Consider the following 26,690-nt stretch of genomic DNA (forward strand, 5'->3'; position numbering starts at 1 on the left):
TCGTGAAGGAAATCTTCCACATCATCAACGACCTGCGCAAGACCGGTGTGGCGACACTGCTGATCGAGCAGAACGCACGCGCGGCGCTGCAGGTGGCGGACTATGGGTATGTGATCGAGACGGGGACATGGCGATGGAGGTGGCCTGACGACGCAAATGCCGACAACACGAGTTTGCCAATGACTATCTGGACCGTACCCGACTGGACCACCTACGCAAATGAGAAGGCGCACGGCACATTGAATGCCGCGCTGGGAATCGAACAGACCGAACTGGGGCCCGACTACGTGAAGGCGCGCATGCCGGTGGATCACCGGACCTTCCAGCCGGCAGGAGTTCTGCATGGCGGCGCGTCCGTGGTGCTCGCGGAAACGCTGGCGTCATGGGCCGGGAGCTTTGCGGTGGACCGCAACCGCTTTCACTGCGTGGGGCAGGAGATCAATGCGAACCACGTCAGGCCGGTCAGCGCCGGCTTTGTGGAGGCTGTGGCGATGCCCGAGGCTCTCGGCCGGAGATCTCATGTATGGAGCGTCCGCTTCTACGATGCGCAACGCAAGCTGGCCTGCGTGTCACGCGTCACGCCCGCGGTACTGGAGCGGCCGTCTGAATACCAAGCGCGACGGCCTGCCCAGGGCACGGGGCGGCGCGGGATCGCCGGGTGCGCTCAATGCAAGCGCGTCCCCGCCGCCAGCAGCCGCTCCAGACCCTGCGCCAGCGTCATCCCCAGCGCCCGTCCCCAACCGTGGATGTCGAGCACGTGCCGGCGATAGACGGCATGGTGGAGCAGGGCGGCGAGCCTGCCCTCGATATGCCAGCCGTTGTCCTTGCCTGGCGTAGCGCTCAGGTTGGCGATGGCACTGCTGCCCGCCAGGGAGACCAGGGAACCATAGTCGCGATACCTGAACCCCGGCGGCTGCTTGCCTGCCAGGCGCCGTGGCAAGGCCTCCGAGAGATATAGCGCTTGCTGGTAAGCAACCTGCGCGCGGGTCGGGAGTTCCGCATCGAGGTCCTGCGGCCGGCAGCTGGCGCAGTCGCCGATGGCGTAGATATGCTCGTCATCGATGCTTTGCAGTGTCGGCAACACGCGAATCTGCCCTTTGGCATTCACCGGAAGCTGGAAGGTGCCCAGCAGGGCAGGCGCCGTGATGCCGGCCGCCCACACCACCACATCCGCCTGCATCGGCGCCTGGCCGGCAATGGTCAGGCCGTTTTCGCTGACGGACGTCACCCGTGCGCTGCATTGGACGCCGATATGCAGGCGCGCAAGCTGCTCGCCGACGCGCGCCGCGAGCCGGGCGCCCATGCCAGGGACGACCGCGGCGGACGCTTCAATGACGCAAATATCCACGCCGGTCACCGGGTCCAGCCGGTGTATGCCATAGCGATTCAGCACGCTAGAGGTCCGGCGCAACTGCGCGGCGAGCTGCACGCCGGTCGCACCTGCGCCGACGATGGCCACGCGGACCTTTGCCGGCGATGCCTGCCGCTCGACATCGGCCTGGGCAGTCCTGCGGCGCAGGGCGGTGAACACGCGGTCCCGCACCTGTTCCGCGCTGGCGACGCTGTCCAGCGTCAAGGCGTGCTCGCGCGCACCGGGCACGCCAAAGTACTGGGTGACACCGCCGACGGCAAGAACCAGCTTGTCGTAAGCAATGGACCGGACCTGGTCGCCTTCGCCGTGGCATGTGCCGGCAATCGCCACGGAGACGGTCCGGTTGATGCGATCCGCCGCGAGCAGCTCGCCTTGCACAAAGCGAAAATGATGGCGCTCGGCCTGCAAGGCGAACGAAGTATGGTGAACGACGGGCTCGATCCGGCCCGCGGCCACTTCATGGAGCAGAGGCTTCCACAGATGCGTGGGGCTGCGATCGATCAGGATGATCTCGGCGAGACCGCGCCTGCCAAGGCGCCGGCCCAGGCGAGTGGCCACCTGCAGGCCCGCGGCGCCGCCGCCGACGATAACGATTCTTCTCATGGGAACCTCCGCGATGTGTGTCTGATGCGTGGGTGGCGCCACGGTGGGCGCATCAGTTCGTCACAGGCTCGGCCATGGCGCGGCTTGCGCTGTGGCCACGATGCTGGCCGGCCACGATCGACTCCAGTACGTGGAAGTCCGGCCAGGCCGCCTGCGCTGTGCCCGAAAGCGTTACCGATACATCCGCATGGCGCGGCGTATCGCTGCCCTGCGGCAGTACAGCGGCTGTATGCATGCCGATGCCGCTTGCGGCGCGCAGGCTGCCTTGCGTGGCGCCAACCAGCAAGGCCCGGTGCGCCGGCGCCTCGGCGGTGCGCAGCACCAGGCGGTAGAGATCGGCCTCGGTCTCGCGGGCGGATAGCGCGTCCGCCGTGGCGACCACGGCAAAGCGATCGGTCCAGTCCGGCCCGATGGCGCCATCGAGCAATGCGCACAGCATGCGCGACGAGACCGGGGCGGCCAGCGCCAGGCGCGCACCGCCTGACTCGGCGCTGCGCATGAGTGCCAGGGCCTGGGGGCGGACGGGGATCGCCTGCTGGCCGCAAGCCGTGACGAAAGCGTCTTCGTGCGCGCGGAGAGTGCCGCGTTCCCGCGGTGCCAGATCGATGCCGGCCCGGCGCAGTTCGTCAGTCCGGATAAGCACATCGTCCAGGGTAAGCACCAGCAATTCAAGCGACATTCTCCGTCTCCATTAGCACCGCGTTGCGACACGCGGAGGTGATTGCGTTTCCGATCCAGGCACTATAAGGTAGGCCCTTCATATTGAAAAATTGGTTTATAAAACCGACTGATAGGTTTTCTACTATGAATCGCACCACCACCTTCCGCCAGCTGAACGCCATCGATGCGATCGCCCGCCTGGGCGGTGTTTCCCGCGCGGCGGAGGAGCTGCATATCACCCAGCCAACGGTGTCGCTGCAACTGAAGCTGCTGGAGGAAGCGATCGGGGCGCCACTGGTGCAGCGCGCGGGCAGGGGCACGCAGCTCACGCCGGCGGGCGAGGTGATGGCGGGCTACGCCGGGCAGATCCTGCGGCTCTGGCGCGATGCCACCGAAGAAGTCGCGGCGCTCAAGGGCAACCTGGCGGGAACGCTCCGGGTCGGTGCCATCACGACGGCGGAGTATTTGCTGCCGTCGATGCTGGTGGCATTCACGGCGGACCGGCCGGAGGTCAAGATCAAGCTTCACGTGGGCAACCGCGAGGAGATTGTCCGGATGCTGGCCATGCATGAGATCGATCTGGCCATCATTGGCCGGCCACCCACGGATATGCGCACCCAGGCGACGTCGTTCGCCAAGCACCCCATGGCGTTTATCGCGGCGCCGGACCATCCATTGATGACGCGCCGCCATCTGACGCTGCAAGACCTGGTGGAGGCGAACCTGCTGGTGCGCGAGCGCGGCTCGGGCACGCGCAATACCGTGGAGCGGCTGTTCAGGGAGGCTGGCCTGCGGCTGCCGCTGGGTTCCGAGCTGTCCAGCAACGCGGCGATCAAGCGGATGGTGTCCGCCGGGCTGGGCGTGGCGTTTCTCTCGCTGCACGCCTGCACCCTGGAGTTCCAGGCCGGGCTGATCGGGCTGCTGCCGCTGCAGGGCAATCCCATCGAGCGCGACTGGTACGTGCTGAACTTGCCGGGCGTGCGCCTGCCGCGCGTGGCGGTGGCCTTCCGTGCCTATCTGGTGGAGCAGGGCCAGGCGGAAATCAACCGGCAGCTGGAGTCCTTCGACGTGATATTGCGCCGGCTGCATGCCCGTGCGCGGCGTTTGCGCAAGGCAAAGCCCGACGCGGCGGAGCATTCATGAAGACGAGGCCGGATCGCTGGGAGGCGTTCGTCCCCGGTTGCCCGGCCGTCCGGTTCTAGCTGAGGGCCGTATCGCCGCTGGCCTGCGCCCATTCCCGGAACCTGGCATCGCGCGCCAGCAGCCTGCGCGCGGTGTTGTAGTCCGGCGGATCCACCCGCGTGCCTCCGGCGGGTTTGCCGTCACGGGCCGCCTCGTATCTGCCGATCATGTCCTGCGCTTGCGCGACCTGCTGCGCGGAGGGCGTGAAGGCCGCGTGGATGGCGGCGACCTGATGCGGATACACCGTGCATTTCGCTTTCAGTCCGATCCGGCGTGCCCAGGCCAGGTCGGCCGCCAGCGCCGTTGCGTCCTGGTAATTGAACGGGCAGTCGACCGGCACGCAGCCCGCCGCGATGCATTCGACCAGGAAGCGCGCGCGCACAGGGTGCAGCTCGATGCCATCCGGCCCGCGCACCGCGTCCAGATCCGCGCTCAGGTCTTCGGCCGCCAGCAGGCAGGCACTGACGCGCGTACTGGCCGACAGGATGGCGGCGGTGGCGACGATGCCGCGCGCGGACTCCAGCGTCGGCACGATTTCGGTTTGCCGGGGCGCCAGGCCGAACTCGCGCTCCAGCGCGGTGATTTGCTGGTCGAGCGCCTGGATTTGCGCGGCCGTTTCGGTGTGCGGCAGGAAGATGGCCGCGGGCGCGCCCGGCATGACGCCGCGAAGATCGTCCAGTCCGTCGCCATCCAGCTTGTTGATGCGCACGGCGCCGACAATGCCGCGCGCCCGGCATTCAGCCATCAGCGTGACAATCCGCGCGCGCGCGGCGGGGCGGTCTGCGGGACTGGTGAACTCTTCCAGGTCGGCGACGATGACATCCGGGCCGCTTTCAAGCGCCGCCTGCTGGCGGACGGTGTCCAGTCCTGGCGCGAACATCCAGCTGCGCCGGAGCGCTGGCGGGCGTCTTGAGGCGTGTCGGGGCTGCGTGTTCATCGCATATCTCTCATAGGGGGCCAGTGAGGCAAGGCAATCGATCCGGCTGGCGTCCGGCGCCCTGGAACAGCACCGAGGCAACCGGCTCGCCCGCTTGCAGGCGGGCGAGGATGGCCGGCTCGGCCTCGTCGGAAGCCAGCGCCCGGGCAATGACGCCAGCCGCGGCATCCGCCGACAGGAACAGCACGCCGTTGTCGTCGGCCAGCACGATGTCCCCCGGATTGACGGTGACGCCGCCGCAGATCACCGGCTCGTTGACGGCGCTGCCGCCTTCGTCGATCCGTTTGGTGGTGAGGACGCTGGTGCCGCGTGCAAACACCGGTATCCCCATGGCGCGCAGTTCCAGGATGTCCGTGACCACGCCGTCGACGATGATCCCTTTTGCGCCCGCGCACAAGGCAGCGGTGCCGGTGACGGCGCCGACAGGCGCGTGGGCGTGGTCACCGCAGGCATCGATGACCAGCACATCGCCGGCGGTGAGGCAGGCCAGCGCGCGGTTCACCGCAATGGCGTTGGGCGTGGCCAGCCGCAGCGTGACGGCGCGGCCGGCCACCTTGACGTTGGGGACGAGCGCGCGAATGCCGTGGCTGGCGAAGCCGTCCTCGAGAAAGTGCCCGAGCGTGGGGAAACTCACGCGTTCCAGCTGGCTCAGCAGGGTGGGGTCGATGTTCGTTTGCATGATCGGTATCAGGTATGACGACGTCGTCCCGGGCCGGCAGCAGGCATCAAGGCCGCAACCCGGGACGACGATCTGGCAGTGGCGCGGTATCCGCGGCTCAGGACAGCGAAGCCGTGGCGTTGCCCGCGGCGCTTGCCGCCGGCGCATCCTTGCGCAGGGTTTCTGCCAGCAGCAACAGCGCAACGGCGGAAATCAGCGCGGACCCGATCATGTACCAGGCCACCGACGAACCGCGGCCCGTGGCGGACAGCAGCGCGGTCGTGATGATCGGCGTGGCCGCGCTGCCCAGCAGCCCGGACAGCATGTAGCTGATCGACAGGCCCGAGTAGCGCACCTTGGTGCCGAACAGCTCGGCCAGGAAGGTGGCGATGGGACCGTAGTTTGCCGCGAAGGCGCTCATCATCAGCAGGTAGCCGAGCAGGGCAAAGGCAAACACCTTGGTGTCGAGCAGCCAGAACAGCGGGAAGGCGAGCAGCGCCTCGGCAAGGATCCCGCCGATGATCACCGGCTTGCGGCCGATCTTGTCGGACAGCAGCCCGAACAGCGGCAGCAGCACCACGCACAGCGCGCAGGCGATCAGCGCGATCGACAGCATCTGGTTGCGCGAGAAGCCCAGCGTCTGGGTGCCGTAGGTCAGGCCGAACGCCACGATCAGGTTGAAGGCAGTGCCGGTCGACATCGTCGCGATGCCGCCCAGCAGGACCTGCTTCCAGGATTTGGTCAGCACTTCCGCCAGGGGAATCTTGACCTGCGCGGCACTGGCCTTGACCTTGCTGAACGACGGCGTTTCCGACGTGTTCAGGCGAATATACATGCCCACGCCGACCAGCAATACGCTGGCCAGGAACGGAATGCGCCAGCCCCAGGACAGCAGCGCCTCATTGGACATCACCGCATTGCTGAGCAGGAATGCCAGGTTGGCGATGAGCGTGCCCGCGGGAACGCCGATCTGCACCCACGAGCCGTAGAGGCCGCGCCGGTTGGCCGGTGCATGTTCCACCGCCATCAGTACAGCGCCGCCCCATTCGCCGCCTAGCGCAAGCCCCTGGATGACGCGCAGCGTCAGCAGCAGGATGGGCGCCCAGATGCCGATCGAGCGGTAGTCGGGCAGCAGGCCGATGGCGAACGTGGCCGAGCCCATCATGATGAGCGATACCAGCAGCATGGACTTGCGGCCGACCTTGTCGCCGAAATGCCCGAACAGCGCGGCGCCGACCATGCGGGCGACATAGGCCGATGCAAAGGTGCCGAAGGCGAGCAAGGTCCCGGTCAGGGGATCGAAGGCGGGGAAGAAGACCTTGTTGAAGACCAGGGCCGAAGCCGTGGCGAAGATGAACAGGTCATACCATTCGACTGTTGTGCCGATGACGCTGGCGGCGGCGATCTTCTTCATGTTGCGAGGAGGATGACCGGTTTCCGGCTGGGTAGTGGAGGCGTGGTCAGTGTTCATGAGGCGTTCCTGGATGGCGAGGCGTAGTGCATCTGTGTTCTGGTGGTCAGGCCAATATATCGTAGGCGAGCCCGAATGGCAGTGTAATAGGTAGTTGTTCTAGGTCTGGTGTTCTGGTGGTCAGGCCAATTATGGCAAAAGGCTACGTTCTTTCTCATTCACGCAAGCCGCGTGCCAGCGGAAAGATGCGAATGCGGCACGTCATGTCCGGGTCGATGCGTGGGAATGGTGCGTGCCACTGCCGCTGACGAAGCGGGGGCGGGAACCGGTTTGCACCAGTTGTGTGCGGATGCGCGATGGCAGCCGGCGATGTGGGCGGGGAGGCGGGAGCCGGGACCCGGCCCGCCGGGTGATCTACTCGGCGATTTCCTCTGACAGGCGGGAGACAATTGCCAGCAAGTGGAAGGACATGGCGTGGCGCGCCCGGATCGGGTCCCGGGCCACGATGGCTGTCACGATGCGATCGTGCTCGCCTACCGCAGCGCGCCAGGCCGACGCGCCCACAAAGTGCTTGTCAAGGCGCTTGTACACGGGGCTGGCCTCGCACAAGTCCCAGACATGGGCGACCACCGACGCAAGCGCCGCATTTCCACAGGCCGCGGCAATGGCCTCATGGAAGGCCCGGTCATGGGCGAAATCTCCGGCTTCCGGCGACTGGTCGGGATTCATGCCCCGGTGGGCCTCTTCGATGGCGGCGATCTGCTCCGGCGTCCCGTGCTGGGCCGCCAGGGCAGCGCATTCCGGCTCGAACAGCGTGCGCGTCTCGAGCAGTTCGAACGGGCTGGCTTCCAGGGCCGCGCCAAGGCGGCGGTCGATATCGGCTTCAAGATCGGTTTCGATAGCGGTTCCGATGCCGGGCTCGGCGCCATTGGCTGCGGCAATCCCGTTCTCCTTGGGCTCCAGCACGAAGACGCCGCTGCCGACGCGCACCTCGATGTAGCCGCCGATCTCAAGGGCAATCAACGCCTCGCGCAACGTCGAGCGCGCCACGTTGAGCTGCTCGGCAAGTTCGCGCTCGGCCGGCAGGCGCTCGCCCGGCGCGAATTCCCCGGCGCTGATTTTCTTAGCGATCTGGTCCGCGATCAGGCGGTAGAGGCGCTGCGCTGTAACTGCTTGAAGAGATGACATGGGTAGGCGCCGCTGCAAATTGCAAATTGACTGGTGGTCAGATCAATACCGCAAAACAGGCTCTCAATTCAAGGGTGTAGGCGGGTTTCGCTCTGTCTGCGGATAACCGTGGGCAGTGGTCCGGCCAATATAGTAGCGTATGAGGCGCTTGCATATCGGCCTGGCGAAAAGCGGGGTCTCGGTCCGCCGGCGCCGTTCGGGCTGCCGTCAGGCTCCAGTCTCCTGATGATAAGTATCTTATACGACGCTTATCCGCGAAATGTCTTGTGAAAAACGTAAGCTATTCGCTACTAGTGGCCGGACCACCAGTCAAATAATCGAAATTGCTTGGCATTTTTCTGGCATGAATCATAGAATTGGTCCGGCCACCAGTTGATGCCCAATGATCGCCATGTAAGAAAGCGATCCGGGGAGCGCACGAGACACGGCGGAAAGGGGTCAGGACCCCGCCGCACAAGTAAATCCAAAGGAGGACGCAATGAAGAACGCAGACCTGGTACGCCGCAAGGATGCCGCCACGCCCCGTGGCGTCGGCGTGATGTGCAATTTCTACGCCGAGCGCGCCGAGAACGCGGAGTTGTGGGATGTCGAAGGCCATCGTTATATCGACTTCGCGGCCGGCATTGCCGTGCTCAATACCGGTCACCGTCACCCGCGCCTGATGCAAGCCATGCAGGCGCAGATGGAGCGCTTCACCCACACGGCCTACCAGATCGTGCCTTACGCCAGCTACATCGAGCTGGCCGAGAAGATCAATGCCCGCGCGCCCGGCGCCTTCGCCAAGAAGACCGCCTTCTTTACCACCGGCGCCGAAGCGGTGGAGAACGCCATCAAGATCGCGCGTGCCGCCACCGGGCGCCCCGGCGTGATCGCCTTCGCGGGCGGCTTCCACGGGCGCACCATGATGGGCATGGCCCTGACCGGCAAGGTCGTGCCGTACAAGGTGGGATTCGGCCCGTTCCCGGCCGATGTGTTCCACGCCCCATATCCGAATGCCCTGCATGGCGTGAGCGTGCAGGAGTCGATCAACGCGCTGCAGCAGCTGTTCAAGACGGATATCGATCCGAGGCGCGTTGCCGCCATCATCTTCGAACCGGTCCAGGGGGAGGGCGGCTTCAACGTAGCGCCCGCGGAATTCGTGCGCGCGCTGCGCGGCATCTGCGACGAGCACGGCATCCTGCTGATCGCCGACGAAGTGCAGACCGGATTCGGCCGCACCGGCAAGCTCTTCGCCATGGAGCACTATGACGCGGCGCCGGACCTGACCACCATGGCCAAGAGCCTGGCGGGCGGCATGCCGCTGTCGGCCGTGTGCGGGCGGGCCGAGATCATGGATGCACCAGCCCCCGGCGGCCTGGGTGGCACCTATGCCGGCAATCCGCTGGCGGTGGCGTCGGCGCTGGCGGTACTGGACGTGCTGGAGAGCGAGAAGCTGATCGAGCGAGGCGCGGCGCTGGGCCGCCGGCTACAGGACAAGCTCGAAGGCCTGAAGTCGCGCGTGACGGCGATCGGCGAAGTCCGGGGACTTGGCGCGATGATCGCCGTGGAGTTCCGCAAGGCGGATGGCAGCCCAAACCCGGAGTTCACACGGCAAGTGCAGGACCACGCCCTGGAGAAAGGCCTGCTGCTGCTCACCTGCGGCGTGCATGGCAATGTCATTCGCTTCCTGTTCCCCCTGACCATCCAGGACGCCGTGATGGACGAGGGCCTGGGCATCCTGGAAGCCGCGCTGCTGCAGTGACCGCCAGGCAGCAAGCCAGTCGACATCGAATTCAAGCAAATGAAGGATTGCCGCGGTAGTGCCGCGGCAATCGCGCAACGGAACCCACGACATGAATCATCCCTCGCCCCGTGCCTTGCCGGCGCTGTCAGAGCGCAACGGCGGCCAGATCCTGATCGACCAACTGATTATCCAGGGCGTGAAGCGCGTCTTCCTGGTGCCGGGCGAGAGCTACCTGCCTTGCATCGATGCGCTGTATGACCACCAGGACAAGATCCAGCCCATCGTCTGCCGGCAGGAGAGCGGGGCCGGCTACATGGCGGAAGCGCACGGCAAGCTGACCGGCGAGCCCGGCATCTGCTTCGTCACGCGCGGGCCCGGCGCGACCAATGCCAGCATCGCCGTGCATACCGCCTACCAGGACTCCACGCCCATGATCCTGTTCGTCGGCCAGGTCGGCAACGACTTCTACGAGCGCGAAGCGTTCCAGGAGATCGACTACCGCCGCATGTTCGGCCAGATGACCAAATGGGTGGCGCAGATCGACCGCACCGAGCGCATTCCTGAATTCATTGCGCGCGCCTTCGCGGTGGCGACCAGCGGCCGGCCCGGCCCGGTCGTGCTGGCCCTGCCCGAGGACACGCTGTGGGGCAAGGCCAGCGTGGCCGATGTGCCGCGCTATCGCCGTGCGCATAGCGCGCCGACCCCCGACGCCATGGCCTCGCTCGCGCAGATGCTGGAGCAGGCCGAGCGCCCGTTCCTGCTGGTAGGCGGCTCCGGCTGGACGCCGGCCGCATCCCGGCAGCTGGAAGGCTTTGCTGAGCGCTTCGCGCTGCCGGTCGGGGTGGCCTGGCGGCGCCTGGAATGTTTCGATAACCATCATCCCAATTTTGCCGGGCATGTGGGTTGGGCCATGCCCGACTCCCTGCGCAAGCGCGTGCAGGAAAGCGACCTGCTGATCGCCGTGGGCACGCGCATGGGCGAGGCAACCAGCGAGGGCTATACGGTTGTGGAAAGCCCGCTGCCGAAACAGCGCCTGGTCCATGTGTACCCCGACGCGAACGAACTCGGGCGCGTGTTCCATCCCACGCTGCCGATCGCCGCCGATGTCGTTTCGTTCGCCGCCGCGGTCAGCGCGCTTGCGCCATCTAGCCCCCGTGGCGCGCGCAACGCCGGCCATGAAGCCCATCGGGTCTATCTGTCCGAACAGGAGCCCAAGGCAGCGCCCGGCGCGCTCAACCTCAATGTGGCGGCCTGCCACGTTCGCGACAACGTGCCCGAGGACACCTGCATCACCGTCGGCGCCGGCAACTACGCCTTGTACCCGCACGCCTACTACCGCTTCAAGGGCGTCGGCACGAGCCTGGCGCCGACGGTGGGGTCGATGGGCTACGGCCTGCCCGCCGCCATCGCCGCCAAGCTGGAGAATCCCCAACGCACCGTGATCTGCTATGCGGGCGATGGCTGCTTCCAGATGAACCTGCAGGAACTGGGCGTCGCCATGCAGTACCGGGCGGGCATTGTGGTGCTGGTGTTCAACAACGGCATCTGGGGCACCATCCGCGCCCACCAGGAGCGCGAGTTTCCGGGCCGCACCGTGGCGCTTGGTTTCGATAATCCGGAATTCAGCGAACTGATCCGCGCCTATCGCGGCTACGGCGAGGTTGTCGCCAGCGACGCCGAGTTCGGCCCCGCCTTTGCACGCGCGCTGGCATTCGCCAACAGCCAGCAGCTGCCCGCCTTGCTCGAACTGCGCTATGACGCCGATGGCATCGCGCCGGGCATGACCTTGTCGCAGATCCGGTCGGAAGCCTTCGCCCGGCAGGCCGACGCCAAGTAAAGCCACGACGGCGCAAGGAGATAAGAGATGACGACACTCGCAATCAATGGCGACCGGCTGTGGAAGTCGCTGATGGATCTCGCCGCGATCGGTGCCACGCCCAAGGGCGGCAACGCGCGCCTGGCGCTGACGGCGCTGGACGGACAAGGCCGCGACCTCGTGACCGGATGGATGCGCGACGCCGGCCTGAGCGTGACGGTGGACAAGCTCGGCAATATCTTTGGCCGCCGGGCAGGGCGCAACAACGGCCTCGCGCCGGTCATGACGGGCAGCCATATCGACACGCAACCCACCGGCGGCAAGTTCGACGGCTGCTATGGCGTGCTGGCGGGGCTGGAAGTCATGCGCACGCTGAACGACCACGGCATCACCACCGAGGCGCCGCTGGAAGTCGCCATCTGGACCAACGAGGAGGGCTCGCGCTTTGTCCCGGTGATGATGGGCTCCGGCGTGTTCGCCGGCGTCTTCCCGCTGGAGACCGCGCTATCGGCCACGGACGTGGCGGGCAAGCGCGTGGCGGATGAACTGGCGGCCATCGGCTACGCCGGCGACACCGAGGTGGGCCGCGAGGTAGGCGCGTATTTCGAGGCCCATATCGAACAGGGGCCGGTGCTGGAAGCCGAAGACAAGGTGATCGGCGTCGTGACCGGGTCGCTGGGTTTGCGCTGGTACGACGTCACCGTGACCGGCATGGAGGCGCATGCCGGCCCCACGCCGATGCCGCTGCGCAAGGATGCGCTCTATGGCGCCACGTTCCTGATGCAGGCCGTGATCCGGATCGCCAACGATTTCGCGCCGCACGGGCGCGGTACGGTGGGCGTGGTCAATGTGCATCCGTCGTCGCGCAATGTCATCCCCGGCGCGGTGAAGTTCACGGTGGATCTGCGCCACCTCGATCCGGCGCGGCTTGCGGAAATGGATGCCCGCTTTCGCGCGGCCTGCGCGGCCGTGGCGGATGGCAGCACCACCGGCGCGGCACTGGATGTGGCGGTGGAGGACGTGCAGTACTTCGCGCCGACGCCGTTCGCCCCCGAACTGATTGGCCACGTGCGCCAGGAAGCCGCCGCGAGGGGCTATACCCACCAGGACATCGTGACGGGCGCCGGCCACGATGCCGTCTATATCGCCGGCATCGCGCCGACAGCGATGATCTTCGTGCCCTGCAAGGACGGCATCAGTCACAACGAAATCGAAGACGCCAAGCCAGAGCACCTGGAAGCAGGGGCCAATGTGCTGCTGGGCGCGATGGTGGCGCAGGCGAACGCCTGAGCGGCCCGGACACAACGAATACAGGAACGCATGATGAGCGATTTGCGAGATCTCGCCTACTGGCGCAAGCAGGCGGAAACGGTGCCCATCCGTACACAGGCCTATATCGGTGGCCGCTGGGCCGACGCCGTCGACGGCGCCACCTTCGAGACCATCAACCCCGCCACCGGCAAGGTGCTGGCCAGCGTCGCGGCTTGCGGTGCCGAAGACGTGGACCGTGCCGTGGCCGCGGCGCGCAAGGCTTTCCAGTCAGGCGTGTGGTCGGACCTGCCGCGCAGCGCCCGCAAGGCCGTGCTGCTCAGGCTGTCGCACCTGATCGACGCGCATCGCGAAGAGCTGGCGTTGCTGGAAACGCTGGACATGGGCAAGCCCATCGCCGAAACGCTGCAATACGATATTCCCGAAGCCGGGCGCACTTACGCGTGGTACGGCGAAGCCATCGACAAGATCTATGACGAGATCGCGCCGACGGCGCCCGGCGTACTGGCCACCATCACGCGCGAACCGCTCGGCGTGGTCGCGGCGGTGGTTCCCTGGAACTATCCGCTGCTGATGGCCAGCTGGAAGGTGGCGCCCGCGCTGGCCGCGGGCAACAGCGTGGTGCTGAAGCCGGCGGAGCAGTCCCCGCTTACCGCGCTGCGGCTGGCGGAGCTCGCCGAGGAGGCCGGCATTCCGGCGGGTGTCTTCAACGTGGTGCCGGGACTTGGCGCCGCCGCGGGCCAGGCGCTGGGCCGCCATCCGGACGTGGACTGCATCGCCTTCACCGGGTCCACCGCGACGGGCAAGCGCTTCATGGAATATTCCGGCCAGTCGAACCTCAAGCGCGTCTGGCTGGAGTGCGGCGGCAAGTCCCCGCACATCGTCTTCGACGACTGCCCGGACCTGGACCGCGCCGCGCAGGCGGCGGCCATCGGCATCTTCAGCAACCAGGGCGAGATCTGCATCGCCGGCTCGCGTCTCTATGTGCAGAGCGGCGTCTACGATGCGTTCCTGGAAAAGCTGGAAGCGCACGCCGCGCGGATGCAGCCGGGCGACCCGCTGGATCCGGCGTCCGCCATGGGCGCCATCGTCGACGGCGCGCAATTGCAGCGGGTGATGTCCTACGTGCGGAGCGGCGAGGACGAAGGCGCAAGGCTGCTTGCCGGCGGCAAGCGCGCGCATTCGGACAGCGGCGGCTTTTACATGCAGCCGACCATCTTCGAATGCCAGACGCAGTCGCTGACCATCGTGCGGGAAGAGATCTTCGGCCCGGTGCTGGCGGTGACCCGCTTCGATACGGAGGAGGAGGCCATCCGCATGGCTAACGATTCCCCCTATGGACTTGGCTCGGGGCTCTGGACATCCAGTCTCTCCCGTGCCCACCGGGTCTCGCGCAAGCTGCAGGCAGGGCTGGTATGGGTCAACTGCTATATGGACAGCGACGTGACGGTACCCTTTGGCGGCGTGAAGCAGTCGGGTTCGGGGCGAGACAAGTCATTGCACGCACTGGACAAGTACACGGACCTGAAGACGACGTGGATCAGCCTGGCATGACAGGGCGGCGCGCGTACCGCAGGCTTCCCCCGCGCTGACCGGGTGCGAGGCCCGGTTCAGATCAGGTCCTCCTGCCGCATGGTGGGGGCGTTGCCGCCGGCCAGGGCCAGCGGTGCTGCGCCACCGCGCGGCGTGCTGCCACCGCCTGCCCCCCGTGCCAGGTTAAGGCCCCGCTCCCGTGCCTTGTAGACGGCTTCTTCCTTCCCGCCCGCCTGCAGGTGCTTGTAGATGGTGCGGGCGTGGGTCTTGACGGTGGGCACGGAGATATTCAGCAAGCGGCCCACGGTCTTGAACGCATGGCCCCGGGCAATCAATACCAGCACATCGTACTGGCGCTGGGTCAGTCCCAGCATCATGGCCTCTGCACCGGGCCGTTCACTGCCAACGGCGGGTTGCGATGCCTGCTTCGCCGCGGGCAGGGCCGGGAACAGTGGCAGCTGGCCAATGCCGGAATGCCTCGCATGACCGGTGGCGATGCGCCGCACAGCCGACTCGATCACGTCGAGCGGCGCCGATTTCGCGAGACAGCCGCAAAAACCCGTCGTGATCCCGCCCTGGGGCAATTCCAGGGGAACGGTATCGGATAGCAACAGCAAGCGCGGTGCCGGCCATATCCTGCGTACCATGCCGAGCCACTGCCAGCCCGTGTCCGGATTGCCGGGCATGCCGAAGACAATCAGGTCAACGTCGCCTCCGGCATGACAAGCGGCGGGGAATTCCGTGGGGTCGATGGCAAGGACATGATCGATGCCCGCAACACGCTGCAACAGCGTGAGCATGGCGATGCGGAGCAACGGATGGCTTTCGACGAGCAGCGCGTTCATGCCTTACCTCCCCGTACAGATGCAATGGAGCAGGCTGAACCCGCAGGCATGGCGCGGCGCCGCCAGCGCGGACCAGCGCTATGGCAGCACCCACCACCTTCGGATTTCGACCCCCATCCTGGCTGTGCCGCCAGGGTGGTTCGGCGTCATGGACGCCCGCCCGGATATTTGATGTTTTTTCTTGTTCCGGGTGATCTTATGTGCGGAATATAACGAAATCAAGAAATTGTTGTTGCGGTAGTGAAACAACAACCTGTCCCGCGGTATCCGTTTCGCGCCGGTGCCGCCTCCTCGCACCGCGTCGCGATCTTGCTGAGGGCGTTGCCCCAGCCGACGCGCAGGTCCGGATTCCCGTACCTGCGGCGGACTCCGGGCTTAGCCTCCGCTCTCCTTTTCCAGCACCTCGCCCAGCGCGTCATCCACCGTTTCCAACATCACGAAACGCAACTGGCTGCGCGCGTCCGCCGGCAGGTCGTCAAGGTCGGGGGCGTTGCGCGCGGGCAGCAGCACGGTCTTGATACCGCCGCGCAGGGCAGCCAGCACCTTCTCCTTGATGCCGCCGACCGGCAGCACGATGCCGCGCAGGCTGATCTCGCCGGTCATGGCGCAGTCGCTGCGCACCGGCCGGCCCATCAGCAGCGAGGCCGTGGCGATGAACATGGCTACGCCGGCGCTGGGCCCATCCTTGGGAACGGCGCCGGCGGGCACGTGGACATGAATGTCGTGCTTGTCGAAGCTGCCGCAATCGATGTGCAGGGACGCGCAGCGCGACTTGACCAGCGTCAGCGCCGCCTGCGCGCTTTCCTTCATCACGTCGCCAAGCTGGCCGGTCAGCAGCAGCCTGCCGCCGCCCGGCGTGCTGCCCGCTTCAATGAAGAGCAGGTCGCCGCCAACCGGGGTCCATGCCAGGCCGGTTGCCACACCAGGCAGGCTGGTACGCAAAGCCGATTCGCTCTCGAAGCGGCGATGCCCCAGGATGGACGGCAGGTCGTCAGGCCCGATGCGCTTGCGGATGGCCGGATCCTCGGCCACCAGCATTGCCACATGGCGCAGGACCGCGCCGATCTGCCGTTCGAGACTGCGCACGCCGGCCTCGCGCGTGTAGTCGCGGATGATGGCGGCCAAGGCCTCCTCGGTCAGTTCGCATTGCGCCGGCGCCAGGCCGCACGCTTCGAGCTGGCGGGGCAGCAGGTAGCGCCGCGCGATCTGCGCCTTCTCGGCCTCTGTGTAGCCGGCCAGTTCCAGCATTTCCATGCGATCGCGCAGGGGGCCCGGGATGCTTTCCAACTGGTTCGCGGTGGCAATGAAGACAATGGCCGACAGGTCGAAGGTCACGCCCAGGTAGTTATCGCGAAAACTCGCGTTCTGGCCGGGATCCAGGATTTCGAGCATGGCGGCTGCCGGATCGCCGTGCACGCCCTGGCCAAGCTTGTCGAGTTCGTCGAGCAGCATCACGCAGTTGCGCGCGCCGGCCTTGCGGATTGCCTGGATGATGTTGCCTGGCATGGCACCGATATAAGTGCGCCGATGGCCGCGCAGTTCCGACTCGTCATGCAGGCCGCCCAGGCTCACCCGCACGAAAGGCCGCTCCATCGCCCGAGCGATGCTCTGACCAAGCGAGGTCTTGCCCACGCCGGGTGGCCCGACGAAGCAAAGGATCGGGCCCTTGCCGTGCGGATTCAGCTTCCTGACGCCGAGATACTCCAGGATGCGGCGCTTGATCTTGTTCAGCCCGTAGTGTTCGTCGTCAAGGATCTGGCGCGCCCGCGCGATATCGATGGGCTTCTCATCGGGAAGGCGCCACGGCATCTCGGTCAGCCATTCAAGGTAGCTGATGCTGATCGAGTACTCGCCGGAGGCTTCCGGCATCCGTTCCAGCCGGGCCAGTTCCTTGCGCGCATGCGATTCGACCTCGGGCGGCATGCCGGCGGCGGCGATCGCTTCGGCCAGCTTGCGGATCTCCTCGTGGCTCTCCGTGTTCTCGCCCAGTTCGTGCTGGATGGTCTTGAGCTGTTCGCGCAGCATCATCTCGCGCTGGCGCTGGTCCAGCCTGCCGCGGGTTTGTTCCGCGATCTCGCGGGACAGGCGCAGCACTTCGATGCGCGCCGCCACGGCATCCGTCACCCGGTCCAGCCGCTTGCACAGCTCAAGCGTTTCGAGGATCTCCTGCTTGCGCTCCAGCGCGATGTCGACCAACCCGGCCAGCGTGTCCGCCAGCAAGCCGGGCGACTCGATCGCCTGCAGGGAACCGGTCAATTCCGCCGGAGTGCCTGGCAGCAGCGCGAACATGTCCGCCGCGCGTTCCTTCAGGACCAGCGCGCGTGCTTCGATGTTCGGGTCGCGCTGCGTGGGTTCGGCAAGCATCTCCACCCTGGCGGCCAGAAAGGGGTAGCCGGTCAGCGGTTCGAGCAGCCGGAAGCGCTGGGCGCCCTGGCAAACCAGGTGGTGGGTCCCATCCGGGCTGGTCACATAGCGCAGCACATTGGCCACGGTACCCATGCCATAGAGCGCATCGAGTTCCGGATCTTCGGCCTGCGGGTCACGCTGGAGCACCAACCCGAGCGGGAGCTGACCCAGTACGGCCGCGCTCACGCCTGCCTTCGCGCGCTCGCGTCCAATTGCCAGCGGGATTGCCAGGCCGGGGAAGAGGACGATATCGCGGACCGGGAGCAGGATGAGTCCATCGGGTGGCAGGGCGGACGCCGTGCCGCCGTCGGCCACTTCGGTAGCTTGCGCAACGCTGCCCTGTTCCACGCTTTGCGCAATCTGCCCACTCTCCCTGGTCAAGGCGGATTCGCCTCCGATATAGGTGCTCATGGTGGTGTCTCCTGCGGGCCTGGCGCGTGTAGCCAGGTCTTCGCGAAAAAATTCGGCAGCGCGCAAAGTCGGCTTCGCGCAGGTCCCGCCTACTCCGATCTCTCGAGGATCAGCACGAGACAGCCATCCACGGATTCGCTCTGCTGCATGCCGTAGCGCCCGGGAGGAAGCTGGATGTGCCGCTCAAAGCGGCCATAGGGAATCTCAAGGCAGTGCACGGTACCGCCGGCGAAGGCGCGGTGCAGCGCGCGTTCGGCACGGATGCTGAGCGTGTTGGCATCCAGCCCGATGTCGATGCACTCTGGCTTCACGCCGGGCAGCGCCACCACGACGGCGATCTGCTTGCCCTGCTCGAAGATTTCCACGGGCGGCTCCCACACCGGGCGCAGGCCAAGCTGGCCGGCCGGGCGAAAGAACTGGCGATGCAAGCGCTCGGCACGCTCGACCGCCTGTAGCGCGGTTTCCCACGTCGTCATGTTGCGGCCGCTTGGCATAGCCGGGCTCCTCGCTCACCCTTGGAACAGGCATGGCTGACGCTTCATCAAATGCCACGGGGGCGGCATTGTCAATTGGCTTTTTGGGGCGAGTTCCGAGGGCGGCCTGCCGGCTGGATCACTATCCGGGCATCGGGTGCAAGCGCCGCAATCCGGCTTGCTTGCAGTGTCCGGAAGCGGCGTCACCCGCTGAGCGGAAACTACGGCCGCTTGTCGCTGGCCGGGCTCGTCGGGCGCTGCGCAGGCAGGCTGTTGATGATGCAGTCCACCGCGCGCGTGTCCGACTTGCCTTGCCCCAGCCCGCCGATGACCGAGTCGCGGTACTGCGCGGGTGTAATGCGGTGGTAGTAGAGGCGCGAGGTCTGGTCGAGCCAGTAGACATAGTCGCTGTCGCCCTGGCTGCCGTCGGTGCGCAGCCACTCGCTCACATTGTTATTGCCGATCATCAGGTTCGGGCAACGCCGGTTCAGGCTATCCAGGTACGCGTCGAAGCCTTGCGCCTCGATGTTGCGGACCGAGTCCGGCGTGCAGCCGGCTGTCAGCGCTAGCGCTGCCGCCCAACTTGCCAAGGCAATCCTGTGTCCGGCATGGCGGGACCACCGGTTGGCGCACTTGGCAAAGGTAGGGAAATGCATATGGATCCTGGAATGGCCCGGCAGGGCGGACACAGAGGTGGCACCAGAGCGCATTGTCCGCCCCCGGTTCCGGTATTTCGAGTGAGCATACCGGGGAACCGTTTCCTCCCCACCCCCGGGTGAAAGATTTCATATGCCGCCGGGAAGCCCTTGAATTCGCTGCCTGCCAGCCGGAACGAAGCCCATTCAGCCTTGGACGTCACAAAGCAGTATTCCTGCTTGACTAGGACCGGTCTCCATCCTATAACCATCCCATTGGATGGTATTTGGATGGCGGGTCACAATGAACGAGCAACAAAGAGCACTTGCAGCACCTCCCCGGCCCAAAGGCGGCGAGACCGAGAAGATCACGATCAACCTTGGCCCTGTCGACCTCGGCCAGATCGACCTGCTGGTCGAGGAAGGCTTTTACTCGAACCGCACCGACCTGATCCGTACCGCGATCCGCAACCAGCTTGCGATCCATGCGCAGGCCGTCAGCGAGACCGTGACGCGGCGCGCGCTGGTACTCGGCCTGCAGCATTTTTCCCGGCAGGACCTGGAGGCCGCGCAAGCGGCACGGCAGCGTCTGGACATTCATGTGCTGGGCCTTGCCAGCATCGCCGCCGACGTCACGCCCGAACTGGCCCTGGCCACGATCCAGTCGGAGGCCACCGAAGTCATACAGCGCGCGCTGCGCGATAGCGGCGCCGCCGCCGGTTTCCAGCCTGCGCAAGTCGTCGAGGCGCTGCTGCCGCGCACGGCGCCGGCAGCGGACGCGGACGCGGAAGGTCCCGCCGCCAAAGCCGGCGAGGCGCGCACGCAGCCCCGGCGGGAACCAAAGCCGGCGCCGCGGCCCGGCGTGCAGGACACCGGGCACTTCACTACAAGGCATTACGCCAGTCACGCCGGCGAGCGCGCCTACAAGCTCTACGTGCCTGGCGGCTACGATGGCCAGCCGCTGCCGCTGGTCGTGATGCTGCACGGGTGCACGCAGGACGCTGATGATTTCGCGGCGGGCACGCGCATGAATGCGCTGGCCGGGCGGCACGGCTTCCTGGTTGCGTATCCCATCCAGCCAATGACGGCCAACCCGTCCAAATGCTGGAACTGGTTCAAGCCGGGCGACCAGCAGCGCAGCCAGGGCGAGCCAGCGCTGATCGCGGGCATCACGCGGGAAGTCATGGCGAACCACCCGGTTGACGCGGATCGCGTGTACGTGGCCGGCTTGTCCGCCGGCGGCGCCATGGCTGCCGTGATGGTGCAGACGCATCCGGAGCTGTATGCCGCGGCGGGGATTCATTCCGGCTTGCCTTGTGGCAGCGCGCACGACCTGCCATCGGCACTGGCTGCGATGAAGGGCGGGAACCTGGCCGCGAAGCTGATGGAGAAAGCGCGGACCGCGCCCCGGGGCAACGGTGCTGTCTCGCAGTCGCGGCCCCTCATCGTATTTCACGGCGATGCCGACGCCACGGTGCATGTGTCCAACGGCGAGCGCCTGCTGCGTGATTTCCAGGGTGGTACGCACCGGGACAAGCAGCAGCGCAGCCGGGGCGGGCGCACCTTCACACACCGGCAACTGACATCGCCCGAAGGCGTCGACGCGGAATACTGGCTCATCCACGGGGCGCCTCACGCATGGGCGGGGGGCAGTTCGCGCGGGACGTACACCGATGACAGCGGGCCCGACGCCAGCGCCGAGATGGTGCGCTTCTTTCTCGCACATCCGCTGCGGCCGTAGTCCGGCGGCATCGCCGCGCGTCCGGCCCGCGCGGTCATTCGCCACACGCTAGCGTCAGGACAATCTCCGGGAAAAGCCCGCGCCGCCCCCGGCGCTAGCCGATCCTTGCCTCGCCGGGCCATAACGGCGAACTCACTGAAAAATCCGCCTCTTCCATCGTGACCGTCCTCAGTGACCGGACCACGGCACGCGTGTCGCCCGTGCGCCACTGGAAATAGTAGGACAGGTTGTGCGGAGCCGGCTGGCTTGCCAGCTCCGCCAGCTTGCCGGCGCGCACGAGAGGCGCCACATAGGATCGCGGAAAGAGGCTGATCCCCACGCCGGCAATCACCAGCGCAATCAAGGCCGACAGGCTGTTGCAAACCAGCGCCCTGGGAATCTCGAGTTTCTGCTCCGCCGCCCATTTCTCGAAGGCGAGCGTCAGGCCCGCTTCGGCGCTGAGCGTGATCACCGGATGCTCCGCGAAGTGCCGGGCTGTCAGGACAGTGCCGGATGCCAGCCGCTCTGGCGATGCCATCCACTGGTATGCGAGCTCACCGACCTTTTCCTGCGAGAGGTTGGAGGAGGAGGACGGGCCGGGAATGATCGCGAAGTCGAGTTCGCCGCGCTCCAGCTTGCGTTCGAGGTTCAGCGTCAGGTCGACCTGCGGTTGCAGCACGAGATGCGGATGCAGCTCGCGAACGCGGGCGACTAGTCCCGGGAACCAGGTGGATGCCACCAGTTCGCTGATGCCGAACCGGCAACTCCCGCGCAGTGCGCCGGACATGTCCAGGTCCGAGCGGATACGGCTTTCAATCTCGAGAATCTGGGCAGCATGCTCAAGCAGTCGCTCGCCGGCGTCGGTGATGACCGAGCGTTGCCCGGTACGGTCGAAGAGCGCCTTTCCCAGGTCGTCCTCCAACTCCGCGATGCGCTTCGACAGCGATGACTGCGTGACATGCAGGCGTGCAGCCGCCACGGAAAAGCTGCCAAGTTTTGCGGCCCAGTAGAAGGCTTCCAGTTGCTTGAGGGTCATGGCGCCGCCCCTGTCCCGCGATGGGGGCCTGGCGCCGCCAGCGCGCTGCCATTCCAAATTCTCACCGGGGGCAGTGAAGATTTCTCGCTTTCTTCCGGAGCGGGAGCTACGTATCGTTCGGCCATTGTCAATATCGGTTCGGAAAGGGGGAGGCCATGCGGCACAGCTTCAAGACACGCAACAAGACACGCGGGACGTTCAACGTGCTCACCACAGTGCTCCTGTCGCTCGGGTTGGCGGCGACCGCGGCGCGGGCGGAGTGGCCCGCCGATCATCCGATCCAGGTCTTCGTCGGTTTTGCCGCCGGCGGAGGCACCGATACCATGGCGCGCACGATGGCGCCGTTCATCCAGCGCTACCTTGGCGCAAACGCCAGCCTGGTGGTGCAGAACAAGCCGGGCGCCGCCAGCGAGATCTCGAACATCGGCCTGATGCGCTCGGCCCCGGATGGCTACACCATCGGCGTGGTCAACCTGCCTGCCATGGCGTTCGCGCCGCTCTACAAGAAGACGAATTTCGATCCGGCCGGGCTGCAACTGGTAGCGCGCGTGCTGAGCGACCCGACCATCCTGGTGGCCAGGAAGGAGAGTCCGTACAACAACCTGAAGGACGTGGTTTCGGCATTGAAGAAGAAGCCTGCCTCCTTGTCTTTTGGTCACAACGGGGTCGGGACGAACGGGCACCTGGCGCTATTGCAATTGCAGAATGTGGCGGGCGTGAAGGTCAACGACATCCCGTATAACGGCACGGCGCAGTCCAAGACGGCGTTGTTTGGCGGGCATATCGACTTCGCGGCGGTCACTACGGGTGAACTGCAGGATGCGGGCAAGGAGGCTGTGCCGCTGAAGATTATCGCGCAAATGGGGGAGAAGCGGGCCGCTTCGCTACCCGATGTGCCGACGGCCAGGGAGCAGGGGTTCGACGACGTAATGCCTGCCGAGCGGGGGATTGCCGTGCCCGCGGGTGTGCCGCCCGCCATCGTGGAGAAACTGCGAGTAGCTGTCAGGGCGACGCTCAGGGATCCCGAGTACCTGAAGAAGGCCGGCAACGACGCACCGGTCCTGGCCTACCTGCCCGGCGACGACTGGGCCAGGGAAATCGCGGCCCGCAAGCCGATGATGCGCAAGCTGGCCGACGGCATGCCGAAGGAGTGAACGGCGTGATGACTTCTTTTCCTCGTTGCGAGCCCAAGTCCATGCAAAGACCCGCCACGTCTCAAAAGACGGCATCCCTGCGCGCGCTGTTGCGCACGGAGCCGTTTGTCGTGGCGCCGGCCGTGCACGATATCTTCAGTCTCCGGCTGGTGGAGCAGGCGGGCTACCAGAGCGCGTGCATCAGCGGCGCCATGCTCTCCTACAGCTTGCTCGGCGTCCCGGACATCGGCCTGCTCACGCTGACGGAATGCGTGGAGCACTGCCGCCGCCTGACGCGCGTGTCATCCATCCCCATCACCGCGGACGCGGACGCGGGCTATGGCAATCCACGCGGCGTGCACTATGCCGTCGAGTTGTTCGAAGAGGCCGGCGCCGCCGGCCTGAACATAGAGGACCAGGTGGTGCCAAGGCGCTGGGCCTCGCCGGGCGGCAAGGAGGTGGTGCCGGTCGGCGAGATGATCGCCAAGATCGATGCCGCGCAGCGTGCCAGGCGCGACAGCAACTTCATGATCATCGCCCGCACGGACGCGTTTGCGTGCGAGTCCACCGAGCAGGTCATTCAACGGGCCCGGGCCTATCAGGCGGCGGGCGCCGATATGCTGCTGCCCATCGCGCCGCGGACCGAGAACGACATCACTCGCCTGGTGCGCGCGCTAGATATCCCGGTGACGCTCAGCGCCGGCACCGGGCTGGTGCCCAGCCCATCCGCCGCAAGCCTGCCATTGGAACGGCTGCGCGGCCTGGGCGTCCGGCGGGTCAGCCTTACCACGCTGCTGCCGGGCGCAGCGGTCGCGGGCATGAGGCGGAGCCTGGACGCCATGCGGGGTGGGGCGGGCAGCGGCGACGATGGCGGGATGGCGGCAGAGGGCGCGGCGAGCCTTGGGGCGTTGTTCCATGCGCAAGACCAGATGGACTTTGAGGAGGCGTTGCTTCTGTAACTTGCTCGGTCCCTTGCCGCAAGCCGTATAGGCTGGCGGCGCATGGCGCGGCCTCGGGAGGCCTTCCTCTGACGAATCCCGACCACCACTACACCGGCATCCTGTTCTGTGGCGCCGAAGCAGGTCGTTGTTCCAGCACAGAACATCGCGCCGATCTCTCATCATGTCGTCATGACTTCCCAGTGTATGGCTGTGAGCGACGCCGTTCCCCCCTCGGAGCGGGGGGGAGGCGACGCATGTTGCGATACATGCCCATCGTTGGAATCAATCGTTTTTTTCGATAAATATCAGCGGGAAAAACCGTTTTAGGTAGTTATCGCGCCGGCCTTAAGCTTCGCCTCTGGAAATTTCGGCACCGTGCTGCCGGCGTGAGCCCAATCGATCCTCGCAGCGCCTTTCCTCGGGCATCGCGCTCACCTCACCCCAGGCCTCGAAGATGGAAACCCATATTGCCAAGGACCGAGGCTGCGAAGCCCCGGTAGCGCATGTGCGTCCCTGCGAGCTTGTCACTGCCAGGGCGAGACGGATTCAACTACTACCAGGAAACGTAATGAACGCACTGAATGGCTATGACTATGAAGACCTGGAGCTCGGGATGAGCGCCACCTTCGACAGAACCATCACCGAAGCGGATATCGCACTGTTTGCGGCCGCTTCTGGCGACAACAATGCCGTGCACCTCGACGAGGAATTTGCCCGCACGACCCAGTTCGGCGGATGCATCGCCCACGGCATGCTGACCGCCAGCGTGATCTCGGCAGCCATTGCCGGACGCTTGCCGGGGCCTGGGACGATCTATCTGAGCCAGAACGTTCGCTTCAGAGCGCCCGTAAGGCCAGGGGAAACAGTCAAGGTTACCGTGACCGTCAAGGAGTTGCAGCCAGGGAAGCAGCGCGTCTCGCTGACTACGGTCTGTACGGTGCAAGACAAGGTCGTGGTGGACGGGGACGCGCTGGTGATGCCGACGTCGTTGGCGCGCAGGGTCCAGTAATGCCGCGGAGCTGGCTGGTTAGCCACCGCCAATCTCAAAATAGACAAAAATTAAGGAGAAACGCGTGTTTGGCATTTTCAGATAAGTTGCTCCAAGTATATTCTGCTCCATTTAAAAAAACGGCCGAGTATATGGCCGGGCAGAGGTTCTTGTCCTGCAGCATGGATTTTTCTGGCCTGCTGCGCTCCAATCTGCGCCATCTGGAAGGGCAGGCAGCCGTGATGAGGTCGGTATGGAGCGAAGAGACGGGTGGGGAAAATCCGGATCGACGCTTCGCCGCGGACGAGTGGAATCGCAATCCGTGGTACCGCTTTCTCAAGAAAAGCTACCTGAATAACGCCAGAACTCTCTCGGAGATCACTGAAGCAATCGGTCTCGAGGAAGACGACAAGAGCAGGCTGAGATTCCTTGTCGGCCAGTATATTGAATCCTTGAGCCCCGCCAATTTTCTTGGCACGAATCCGGAAGCCATTCAGCTGGCATTGGAATCCCAGGGCGGAAGCCTCGTTTCCGGACTTGCCAACTACGTTGAAGACGCGCGGCGAGGCCGCATCGCAATCACGGACGAATCCGCCTTTGAGGTAGGCCGCAATGTGGCCACGTCCGAGGGGGCCGTTGTCTTCGAGTGTGAATTGATGCAGCTGATCCAGTACAAGCCGCTGACCGATAAGGTTGCCTCGCGGCCGCTGGTCATCGTGCCACCGTGCATCAACAAGTTCTACATACTGGACCTCCAGCCGGAGAACTCATTCGTGCGCTTTGCCTGCGAGCAGGGGCATACCGTGTTCCTGGTATCGTGGCGCAATCCGCAAGCGGATATGAGCGAGACCACATGGGACGACTATGTTGAGCACGGCGTATTGAAGGCGCTGGAAGTCAGCCAGGCCATCAGTGGCGCGGCTCAGGTGAACGCGCTGGGCTGGTGCGTCGGAGGTACGTTGCTGACTTCAGCCTTGGGCGTGCAGCAGGCCCGCGGTAAAAAGACGGTAGCCAGCATGACGCTGCTGACGACCATGCTGGATTTCAGCGAGCCAGGCGAACTTGGCGTGTTCATCGACGAGCCGACGGTTGCGCAACGCGAGCAGACTATCGGGCGCAGTGGCATCTATCCCGGCAAGGAGTTGGCGTTTGTCTTCCAGATGCTGCGCCCGAATGACCTGATCTGGCCCTATTTCGTCGGCAACTACCTGAAAGGGCAATCGCCGGGAGCCTTCGACCTGCTTTACTGGAACGCCGACGCCACGAACCTGGCCGGGCCGATGTATGCATGGTACTTGCGCAATATGTACCTGGAGAACAAGCTGCGCGAGCCGGGGCAATTGACCGTTTGCAGGCATCCGATGGACCTGGGCAGCATCGACGTGCCCAACTATATCCTTGCCACGAAGGACGATCACATCGTTCCCTGGCGGTCGGCCTATCGCAGCGTTCAGCTACTGGGCGGAAAGTCGGAGTTTGTTCTTGGCGAGAGCGGACATATTGCAGGTGTTATCAATCCGGCATCGAAGCAAAAGCGTGGCTACTGGCGTGCCGGCGAGCGATGCGATGATGCAGACGGCTGGCTGGCTTCGGCGACGTCCACGCCGGGGAGCTGGTGGGTTCATTGGGCTGCCTGGCTGAAACGCCATGCCGGCAAGCAGGTCGCAGCGCCGTCCAGATTGGGGAACGACACGTTCGAGCCAATCGAGCCCGCTCCTGGCCGTTATGTCGGGGTGCGCGCCGACTGACC

The 26,690-nt window shown here is 65.6% G+C and carries 23 protein-coding genes and 1 pseudogene; 13 read left to right on the forward strand and 11 right to left on the reverse strand.

The annotated features are described in order from the left end of the window. Both AC1DN0_RS34675 and AC1DN0_RS34680 read left to right on the forward strand, forming a co-directional pair. A pseudogene (locus AC1DN0_RS34675) lies at window positions 1–146 on the forward strand (ABC transporter ATP-binding protein); the annotation flags it as partial. A 153-nt stretch (window positions 147–299) separates the two neighbouring features. Continuing rightward, window positions 300–770 carry a hotdog fold thioesterase gene (locus AC1DN0_RS34680; protein ID WP_441634232.1) on the forward strand — a complete coding sequence of 157 codons (471 nt, stop codon included), beginning with the start codon at window positions 300–302 and terminating at the stop codon, window positions 768–770. On the opposite strand, the gene AC1DN0_RS34685 is transcribed toward AC1DN0_RS34680, so the two are convergent. Beyond that, complete coding sequence (locus AC1DN0_RS34685; RefSeq protein ID WP_441634179.1) at window positions 665–1,975, reverse strand: NAD(P)/FAD-dependent oxidoreductase; 1,311 nt, start codon at window positions 1,973–1,975, stop codon at window positions 665–667. The two genes, AC1DN0_RS34680 and AC1DN0_RS34685, sit on opposite strands and share 106 nt — an antisense overlap. Before the next feature lie 52 nt (window positions 1,976–2,027). Further along, a complete protein-coding gene (locus tag AC1DN0_RS34690; RefSeq protein WP_441634181.1) occupies window positions 2,028–2,654 on the reverse strand; it encodes an HAD family hydrolase in 627 nt (208 codons plus the stop codon). Between the two features lie 125 nt (window positions 2,655–2,779). On the opposite strand from AC1DN0_RS34690, the gene AC1DN0_RS34695 reads away from it, so the two are divergent. Continuing rightward, entirely contained in the window at window positions 2,780–3,778 is a 999-nt protein-coding gene (locus AC1DN0_RS34695) for a LysR family transcriptional regulator (protein ID WP_441634183.1), read from the forward strand. Window positions 3,779–3,833: 55 nt separating this feature from the next. Here AC1DN0_RS34695 and AC1DN0_RS34700 read toward each other — a convergent pair whose 3' ends face one another. The 4 genes from AC1DN0_RS34700 to AC1DN0_RS34715 form a co-directional block, all read right to left on the reverse strand. Continuing rightward, complete coding sequence (locus tag AC1DN0_RS34700) at window positions 3,834–4,697, reverse strand: HpcH/HpaI aldolase/citrate lyase family protein (RefSeq protein WP_441634185.1); 864 nt, start codon at window positions 4,695–4,697, stop codon at window positions 3,834–3,836. Between the two features lie 67 nt (window positions 4,698–4,764). Further along, window positions 4,765–5,433 carry an RraA family protein gene (locus AC1DN0_RS34705; protein WP_441634187.1) on the reverse strand — a complete coding sequence of 223 codons (669 nt, stop codon included), beginning with the start codon at window positions 5,431–5,433 and terminating at the stop codon, window positions 4,765–4,767. A gap of 97 nt (window positions 5,434–5,530) precedes the next feature. Continuing rightward, window positions 5,531–6,883, reverse strand: a complete 1,353-nt coding sequence (locus AC1DN0_RS34710; RefSeq protein ID WP_441634189.1) for an MFS transporter — start codon at window positions 6,881–6,883, stop codon at window positions 5,531–5,533. Window positions 6,884–7,237: 354 nt separating this feature from the next. Then, window positions 7,238–8,011, reverse strand: coding sequence for a FadR/GntR family transcriptional regulator (locus tag AC1DN0_RS34715; protein ID WP_045242741.1), 774 nt, complete (start codon window positions 8,009–8,011; stop codon window positions 7,238–7,240). Window positions 8,012–8,489: 478 nt separating this feature from the next. On the opposite strand from AC1DN0_RS34715, the gene gabT reads away from it, so the two are divergent. The 4 genes from gabT (at window position 8,490) to AC1DN0_RS34735 (ending at window position 14,373) form a co-directional block, all read left to right on the forward strand. Then, window positions 8,490–9,752: a 4-aminobutyrate--2-oxoglutarate transaminase gene (gene gabT / locus AC1DN0_RS34720; protein ID WP_441634191.1), complete on the forward strand. Its 1,263-nt coding sequence runs from the start codon at window positions 8,490–8,492 to the stop codon at window positions 9,750–9,752. A 91-nt stretch (window positions 9,753–9,843) separates the two neighbouring features. Further along, complete coding sequence (locus tag AC1DN0_RS34725; RefSeq protein ID WP_441634193.1) at window positions 9,844–11,571, forward strand: thiamine pyrophosphate-binding protein; 1,728 nt, start codon at window positions 9,844–9,846, stop codon at window positions 11,569–11,571. 27 nt (window positions 11,572–11,598) lie between these two features. Beyond that, window positions 11,599–12,840, forward strand: coding sequence for a Zn-dependent hydrolase (locus tag AC1DN0_RS34730; RefSeq protein ID WP_441634195.1), 1,242 nt, complete (start codon window positions 11,599–11,601; stop codon window positions 12,838–12,840). A 33-nt stretch (window positions 12,841–12,873) separates the two neighbouring features. Further along, window positions 12,874–14,373, forward strand: coding sequence for an aldehyde dehydrogenase (locus tag AC1DN0_RS34735; RefSeq protein ID WP_441634197.1), 1,500 nt, complete (start codon window positions 12,874–12,876; stop codon window positions 14,371–14,373). A 56-nt stretch (window positions 14,374–14,429) separates the two neighbouring features. Here the strand turns inward: AC1DN0_RS34735 and AC1DN0_RS34740 are convergent, their stop codons facing one another. After that, entirely contained in the window at window positions 14,430–15,197 is a 768-nt protein-coding gene (locus AC1DN0_RS34740; protein WP_441634199.1) for a response regulator transcription factor, read from the reverse strand. On the opposite strand from AC1DN0_RS34740, the gene AC1DN0_RS34745 reads away from it, so the two are divergent. Next, window positions 15,196–15,369: a hypothetical protein gene (locus AC1DN0_RS34745; RefSeq protein ID WP_441634201.1), complete on the forward strand. Its 174-nt coding sequence runs from the start codon at window positions 15,196–15,198 to the stop codon at window positions 15,367–15,369. The two genes, AC1DN0_RS34740 and AC1DN0_RS34745, sit on opposite strands and share 2 nt — an antisense overlap. 203 nt (window positions 15,370–15,572) lie before the next feature. Here the strand turns inward: AC1DN0_RS34745 and lon are convergent, their stop codons facing one another. The 3 genes from lon to AC1DN0_RS34760 all read right to left on the reverse strand — a co-directional run bounded on the left by lon (window position 15,573) and on the right by AC1DN0_RS34760 (window position 19,143). After that, window positions 15,573–18,014, reverse strand: a complete 2,442-nt coding sequence (lon, locus tag AC1DN0_RS34750; protein ID WP_441634203.1) for an endopeptidase La — start codon at window positions 18,012–18,014, stop codon at window positions 15,573–15,575. 89 nt (window positions 18,015–18,103) lie between these two features. Further along, entirely contained in the window at window positions 18,104–18,508 is a 405-nt protein-coding gene (locus tag AC1DN0_RS34755) for an Hsp20/alpha crystallin family protein (RefSeq protein ID WP_035869573.1), read from the reverse strand. 200 nt (window positions 18,509–18,708) lie between these two features. Further along, window positions 18,709–19,143, reverse strand: coding sequence for a hypothetical protein (locus AC1DN0_RS34760; protein ID WP_477111958.1), 435 nt, complete (start codon window positions 19,141–19,143; stop codon window positions 18,709–18,711). 283 nt (window positions 19,144–19,426) lie between these two features. Between AC1DN0_RS34760 and AC1DN0_RS34765 the strand changes: the two genes are divergently transcribed. Beyond that, window positions 19,427–20,863 carry an extracellular catalytic domain type 1 short-chain-length polyhydroxyalkanoate depolymerase gene (locus tag AC1DN0_RS34765; protein WP_477146364.1) on the forward strand — a complete coding sequence of 479 codons (1,437 nt, stop codon included), beginning with the start codon at window positions 19,427–19,429 and terminating at the stop codon, window positions 20,861–20,863. A 94-nt stretch (window positions 20,864–20,957) separates the two neighbouring features. On the opposite strand, the gene AC1DN0_RS34770 is transcribed toward AC1DN0_RS34765, so the two are convergent. Beyond that, window positions 20,958–21,878, reverse strand: coding sequence for a LysR family transcriptional regulator (locus tag AC1DN0_RS34770; protein WP_441634208.1), 921 nt, complete (start codon window positions 21,876–21,878; stop codon window positions 20,958–20,960). A 155-nt stretch (window positions 21,879–22,033) separates the two neighbouring features. Between AC1DN0_RS34770 and AC1DN0_RS34775 the strand changes: the two genes are divergently transcribed. From AC1DN0_RS34775 to AC1DN0_RS34790, 4 genes are all read left to right on the forward strand, one after another. After that, window positions 22,034–23,032: a tripartite tricarboxylate transporter substrate binding protein gene (locus AC1DN0_RS34775; RefSeq protein WP_441634210.1), complete on the forward strand. Its 999-nt coding sequence runs from the start codon at window positions 22,034–22,036 to the stop codon at window positions 23,030–23,032. 41 nt (window positions 23,033–23,073) lie between these two features. After that, on the forward strand, window positions 23,074–23,970 hold the full coding sequence (locus tag AC1DN0_RS34780; RefSeq protein WP_441634212.1) for an isocitrate lyase/PEP mutase family protein: 897 nt from the start codon (window positions 23,074–23,076) through the stop codon (window positions 23,968–23,970). Window positions 23,971–24,520: 550 nt separating this feature from the next. Further along, window positions 24,521–24,961, forward strand: coding sequence for a MaoC family dehydratase (locus AC1DN0_RS34785; protein ID WP_035869587.1), 441 nt, complete (start codon window positions 24,521–24,523; stop codon window positions 24,959–24,961). Window positions 24,962–25,029: 68 nt separating this feature from the next. Then, a complete protein-coding gene (locus tag AC1DN0_RS34790) occupies window positions 25,030–26,688 on the forward strand; it encodes a PHA/PHB synthase family protein (protein WP_477146365.1) in 1,659 nt (552 codons plus the stop codon). Window positions 26,689–26,690 lie beyond the last annotated feature (2 nt).

The sequence above is a fragment of the Cupriavidus sp. 05N39 genome, from assembly GCF_056397325.1.

What these genes read in the sequence shown, in the direction of transcription:
- gabT (WP_441634191.1), top strand. Translation starts at nt 8,490, where the DNA reads ATGAAGAACGCAGACCTGGTACGCCGCAAGGATGCCGCCACGCCCCGT.
- lon (WP_441634203.1), bottom strand. Translation starts at nt 18,014, where the DNA reads ATGAGCACCTATATCGGAGGCGAATCCGCCTTGACCAGGGAGAGTGGG.
- AC1DN0_RS34700 (WP_441634185.1), bottom strand. Translation starts at nt 4,697, where the DNA reads ATGTTCGCGCCAGGACTGGACACCGTCCGCCAGCAGGCGGCGCTTGAA.
- AC1DN0_RS34775 (WP_441634210.1), top strand. Translation starts at nt 22,034, where the DNA reads ATGCGGCACAGCTTCAAGACACGCAACAAGACACGCGGGACGTTCAAC.
- AC1DN0_RS34705 (WP_441634187.1), bottom strand. Translation starts at nt 5,433, where the DNA reads ATGCAAACGAACATCGACCCCACCCTGCTGAGCCAGCTGGAACGCGTG.
- AC1DN0_RS34710 (WP_441634189.1), bottom strand. Translation starts at nt 6,883, where the DNA reads ATGAACACTGACCACGCCTCCACTACCCAGCCGGAAACCGGTCATCCT.
- AC1DN0_RS34695 (WP_441634183.1), top strand. Translation starts at nt 2,780, where the DNA reads ATGAATCGCACCACCACCTTCCGCCAGCTGAACGCCATCGATGCGATC.
- AC1DN0_RS34770 (WP_441634208.1), bottom strand. Translation starts at nt 21,878, where the DNA reads ATGACCCTCAAGCAACTGGAAGCCTTCTACTGGGCCGCAAAACTTGGC.
- AC1DN0_RS34730 (WP_441634195.1), top strand. Translation starts at nt 11,599, where the DNA reads ATGACGACACTCGCAATCAATGGCGACCGGCTGTGGAAGTCGCTGATG.
- AC1DN0_RS34685 (WP_441634179.1), bottom strand. Translation starts at nt 1,975, where the DNA reads ATGAGAAGAATCGTTATCGTCGGCGGCGGCGCCGCGGGCCTGCAGGTG.
- AC1DN0_RS34740 (WP_441634199.1), bottom strand. Translation starts at nt 15,197, where the DNA reads ATGAACGCGCTGCTCGTCGAAAGCCATCCGTTGCTCCGCATCGCCATG.
- AC1DN0_RS34780 (WP_441634212.1), top strand. Translation starts at nt 23,074, where the DNA reads ATGCAAAGACCCGCCACGTCTCAAAAGACGGCATCCCTGCGCGCGCTG.
- AC1DN0_RS34785 (WP_035869587.1), top strand. Translation starts at nt 24,521, where the DNA reads ATGAACGCACTGAATGGCTATGACTATGAAGACCTGGAGCTCGGGATG.
- AC1DN0_RS34725 (WP_441634193.1), top strand. Translation starts at nt 9,844, where the DNA reads ATGAATCATCCCTCGCCCCGTGCCTTGCCGGCGCTGTCAGAGCGCAAC.
- AC1DN0_RS34745 (WP_441634201.1), top strand. Translation starts at nt 15,196, where the DNA reads ATGCCTTACCTCCCCGTACAGATGCAATGGAGCAGGCTGAACCCGCAG.
- AC1DN0_RS34760 (WP_477111958.1), bottom strand. Translation starts at nt 19,143, where the DNA reads ATGCATTTCCCTACCTTTGCCAAGTGCGCCAACCGGTGGTCCCGCCAT.
- AC1DN0_RS34690 (WP_441634181.1), bottom strand. Translation starts at nt 2,654, where the DNA reads ATGTCGCTTGAATTGCTGGTGCTTACCCTGGACGATGTGCTTATCCGG.
- AC1DN0_RS34680 (WP_441634232.1), top strand. Translation starts at nt 300, where the DNA reads ATGCCGGTGGATCACCGGACCTTCCAGCCGGCAGGAGTTCTGCATGGC.
- AC1DN0_RS34735 (WP_441634197.1), top strand. Translation starts at nt 12,874, where the DNA reads ATGAGCGATTTGCGAGATCTCGCCTACTGGCGCAAGCAGGCGGAAACG.
- AC1DN0_RS34765 (WP_477146364.1), top strand. Translation starts at nt 19,427, where the DNA reads ATGAACGAGCAACAAAGAGCACTTGCAGCACCTCCCCGGCCCAAAGGC.
- AC1DN0_RS34715 (WP_045242741.1), bottom strand. Translation starts at nt 8,011, where the DNA reads ATGTCATCTCTTCAAGCAGTTACAGCGCAGCGCCTCTACCGCCTGATC.
- AC1DN0_RS34755 (WP_035869573.1), bottom strand. Translation starts at nt 18,508, where the DNA reads ATGCCAAGCGGCCGCAACATGACGACGTGGGAAACCGCGCTACAGGCG.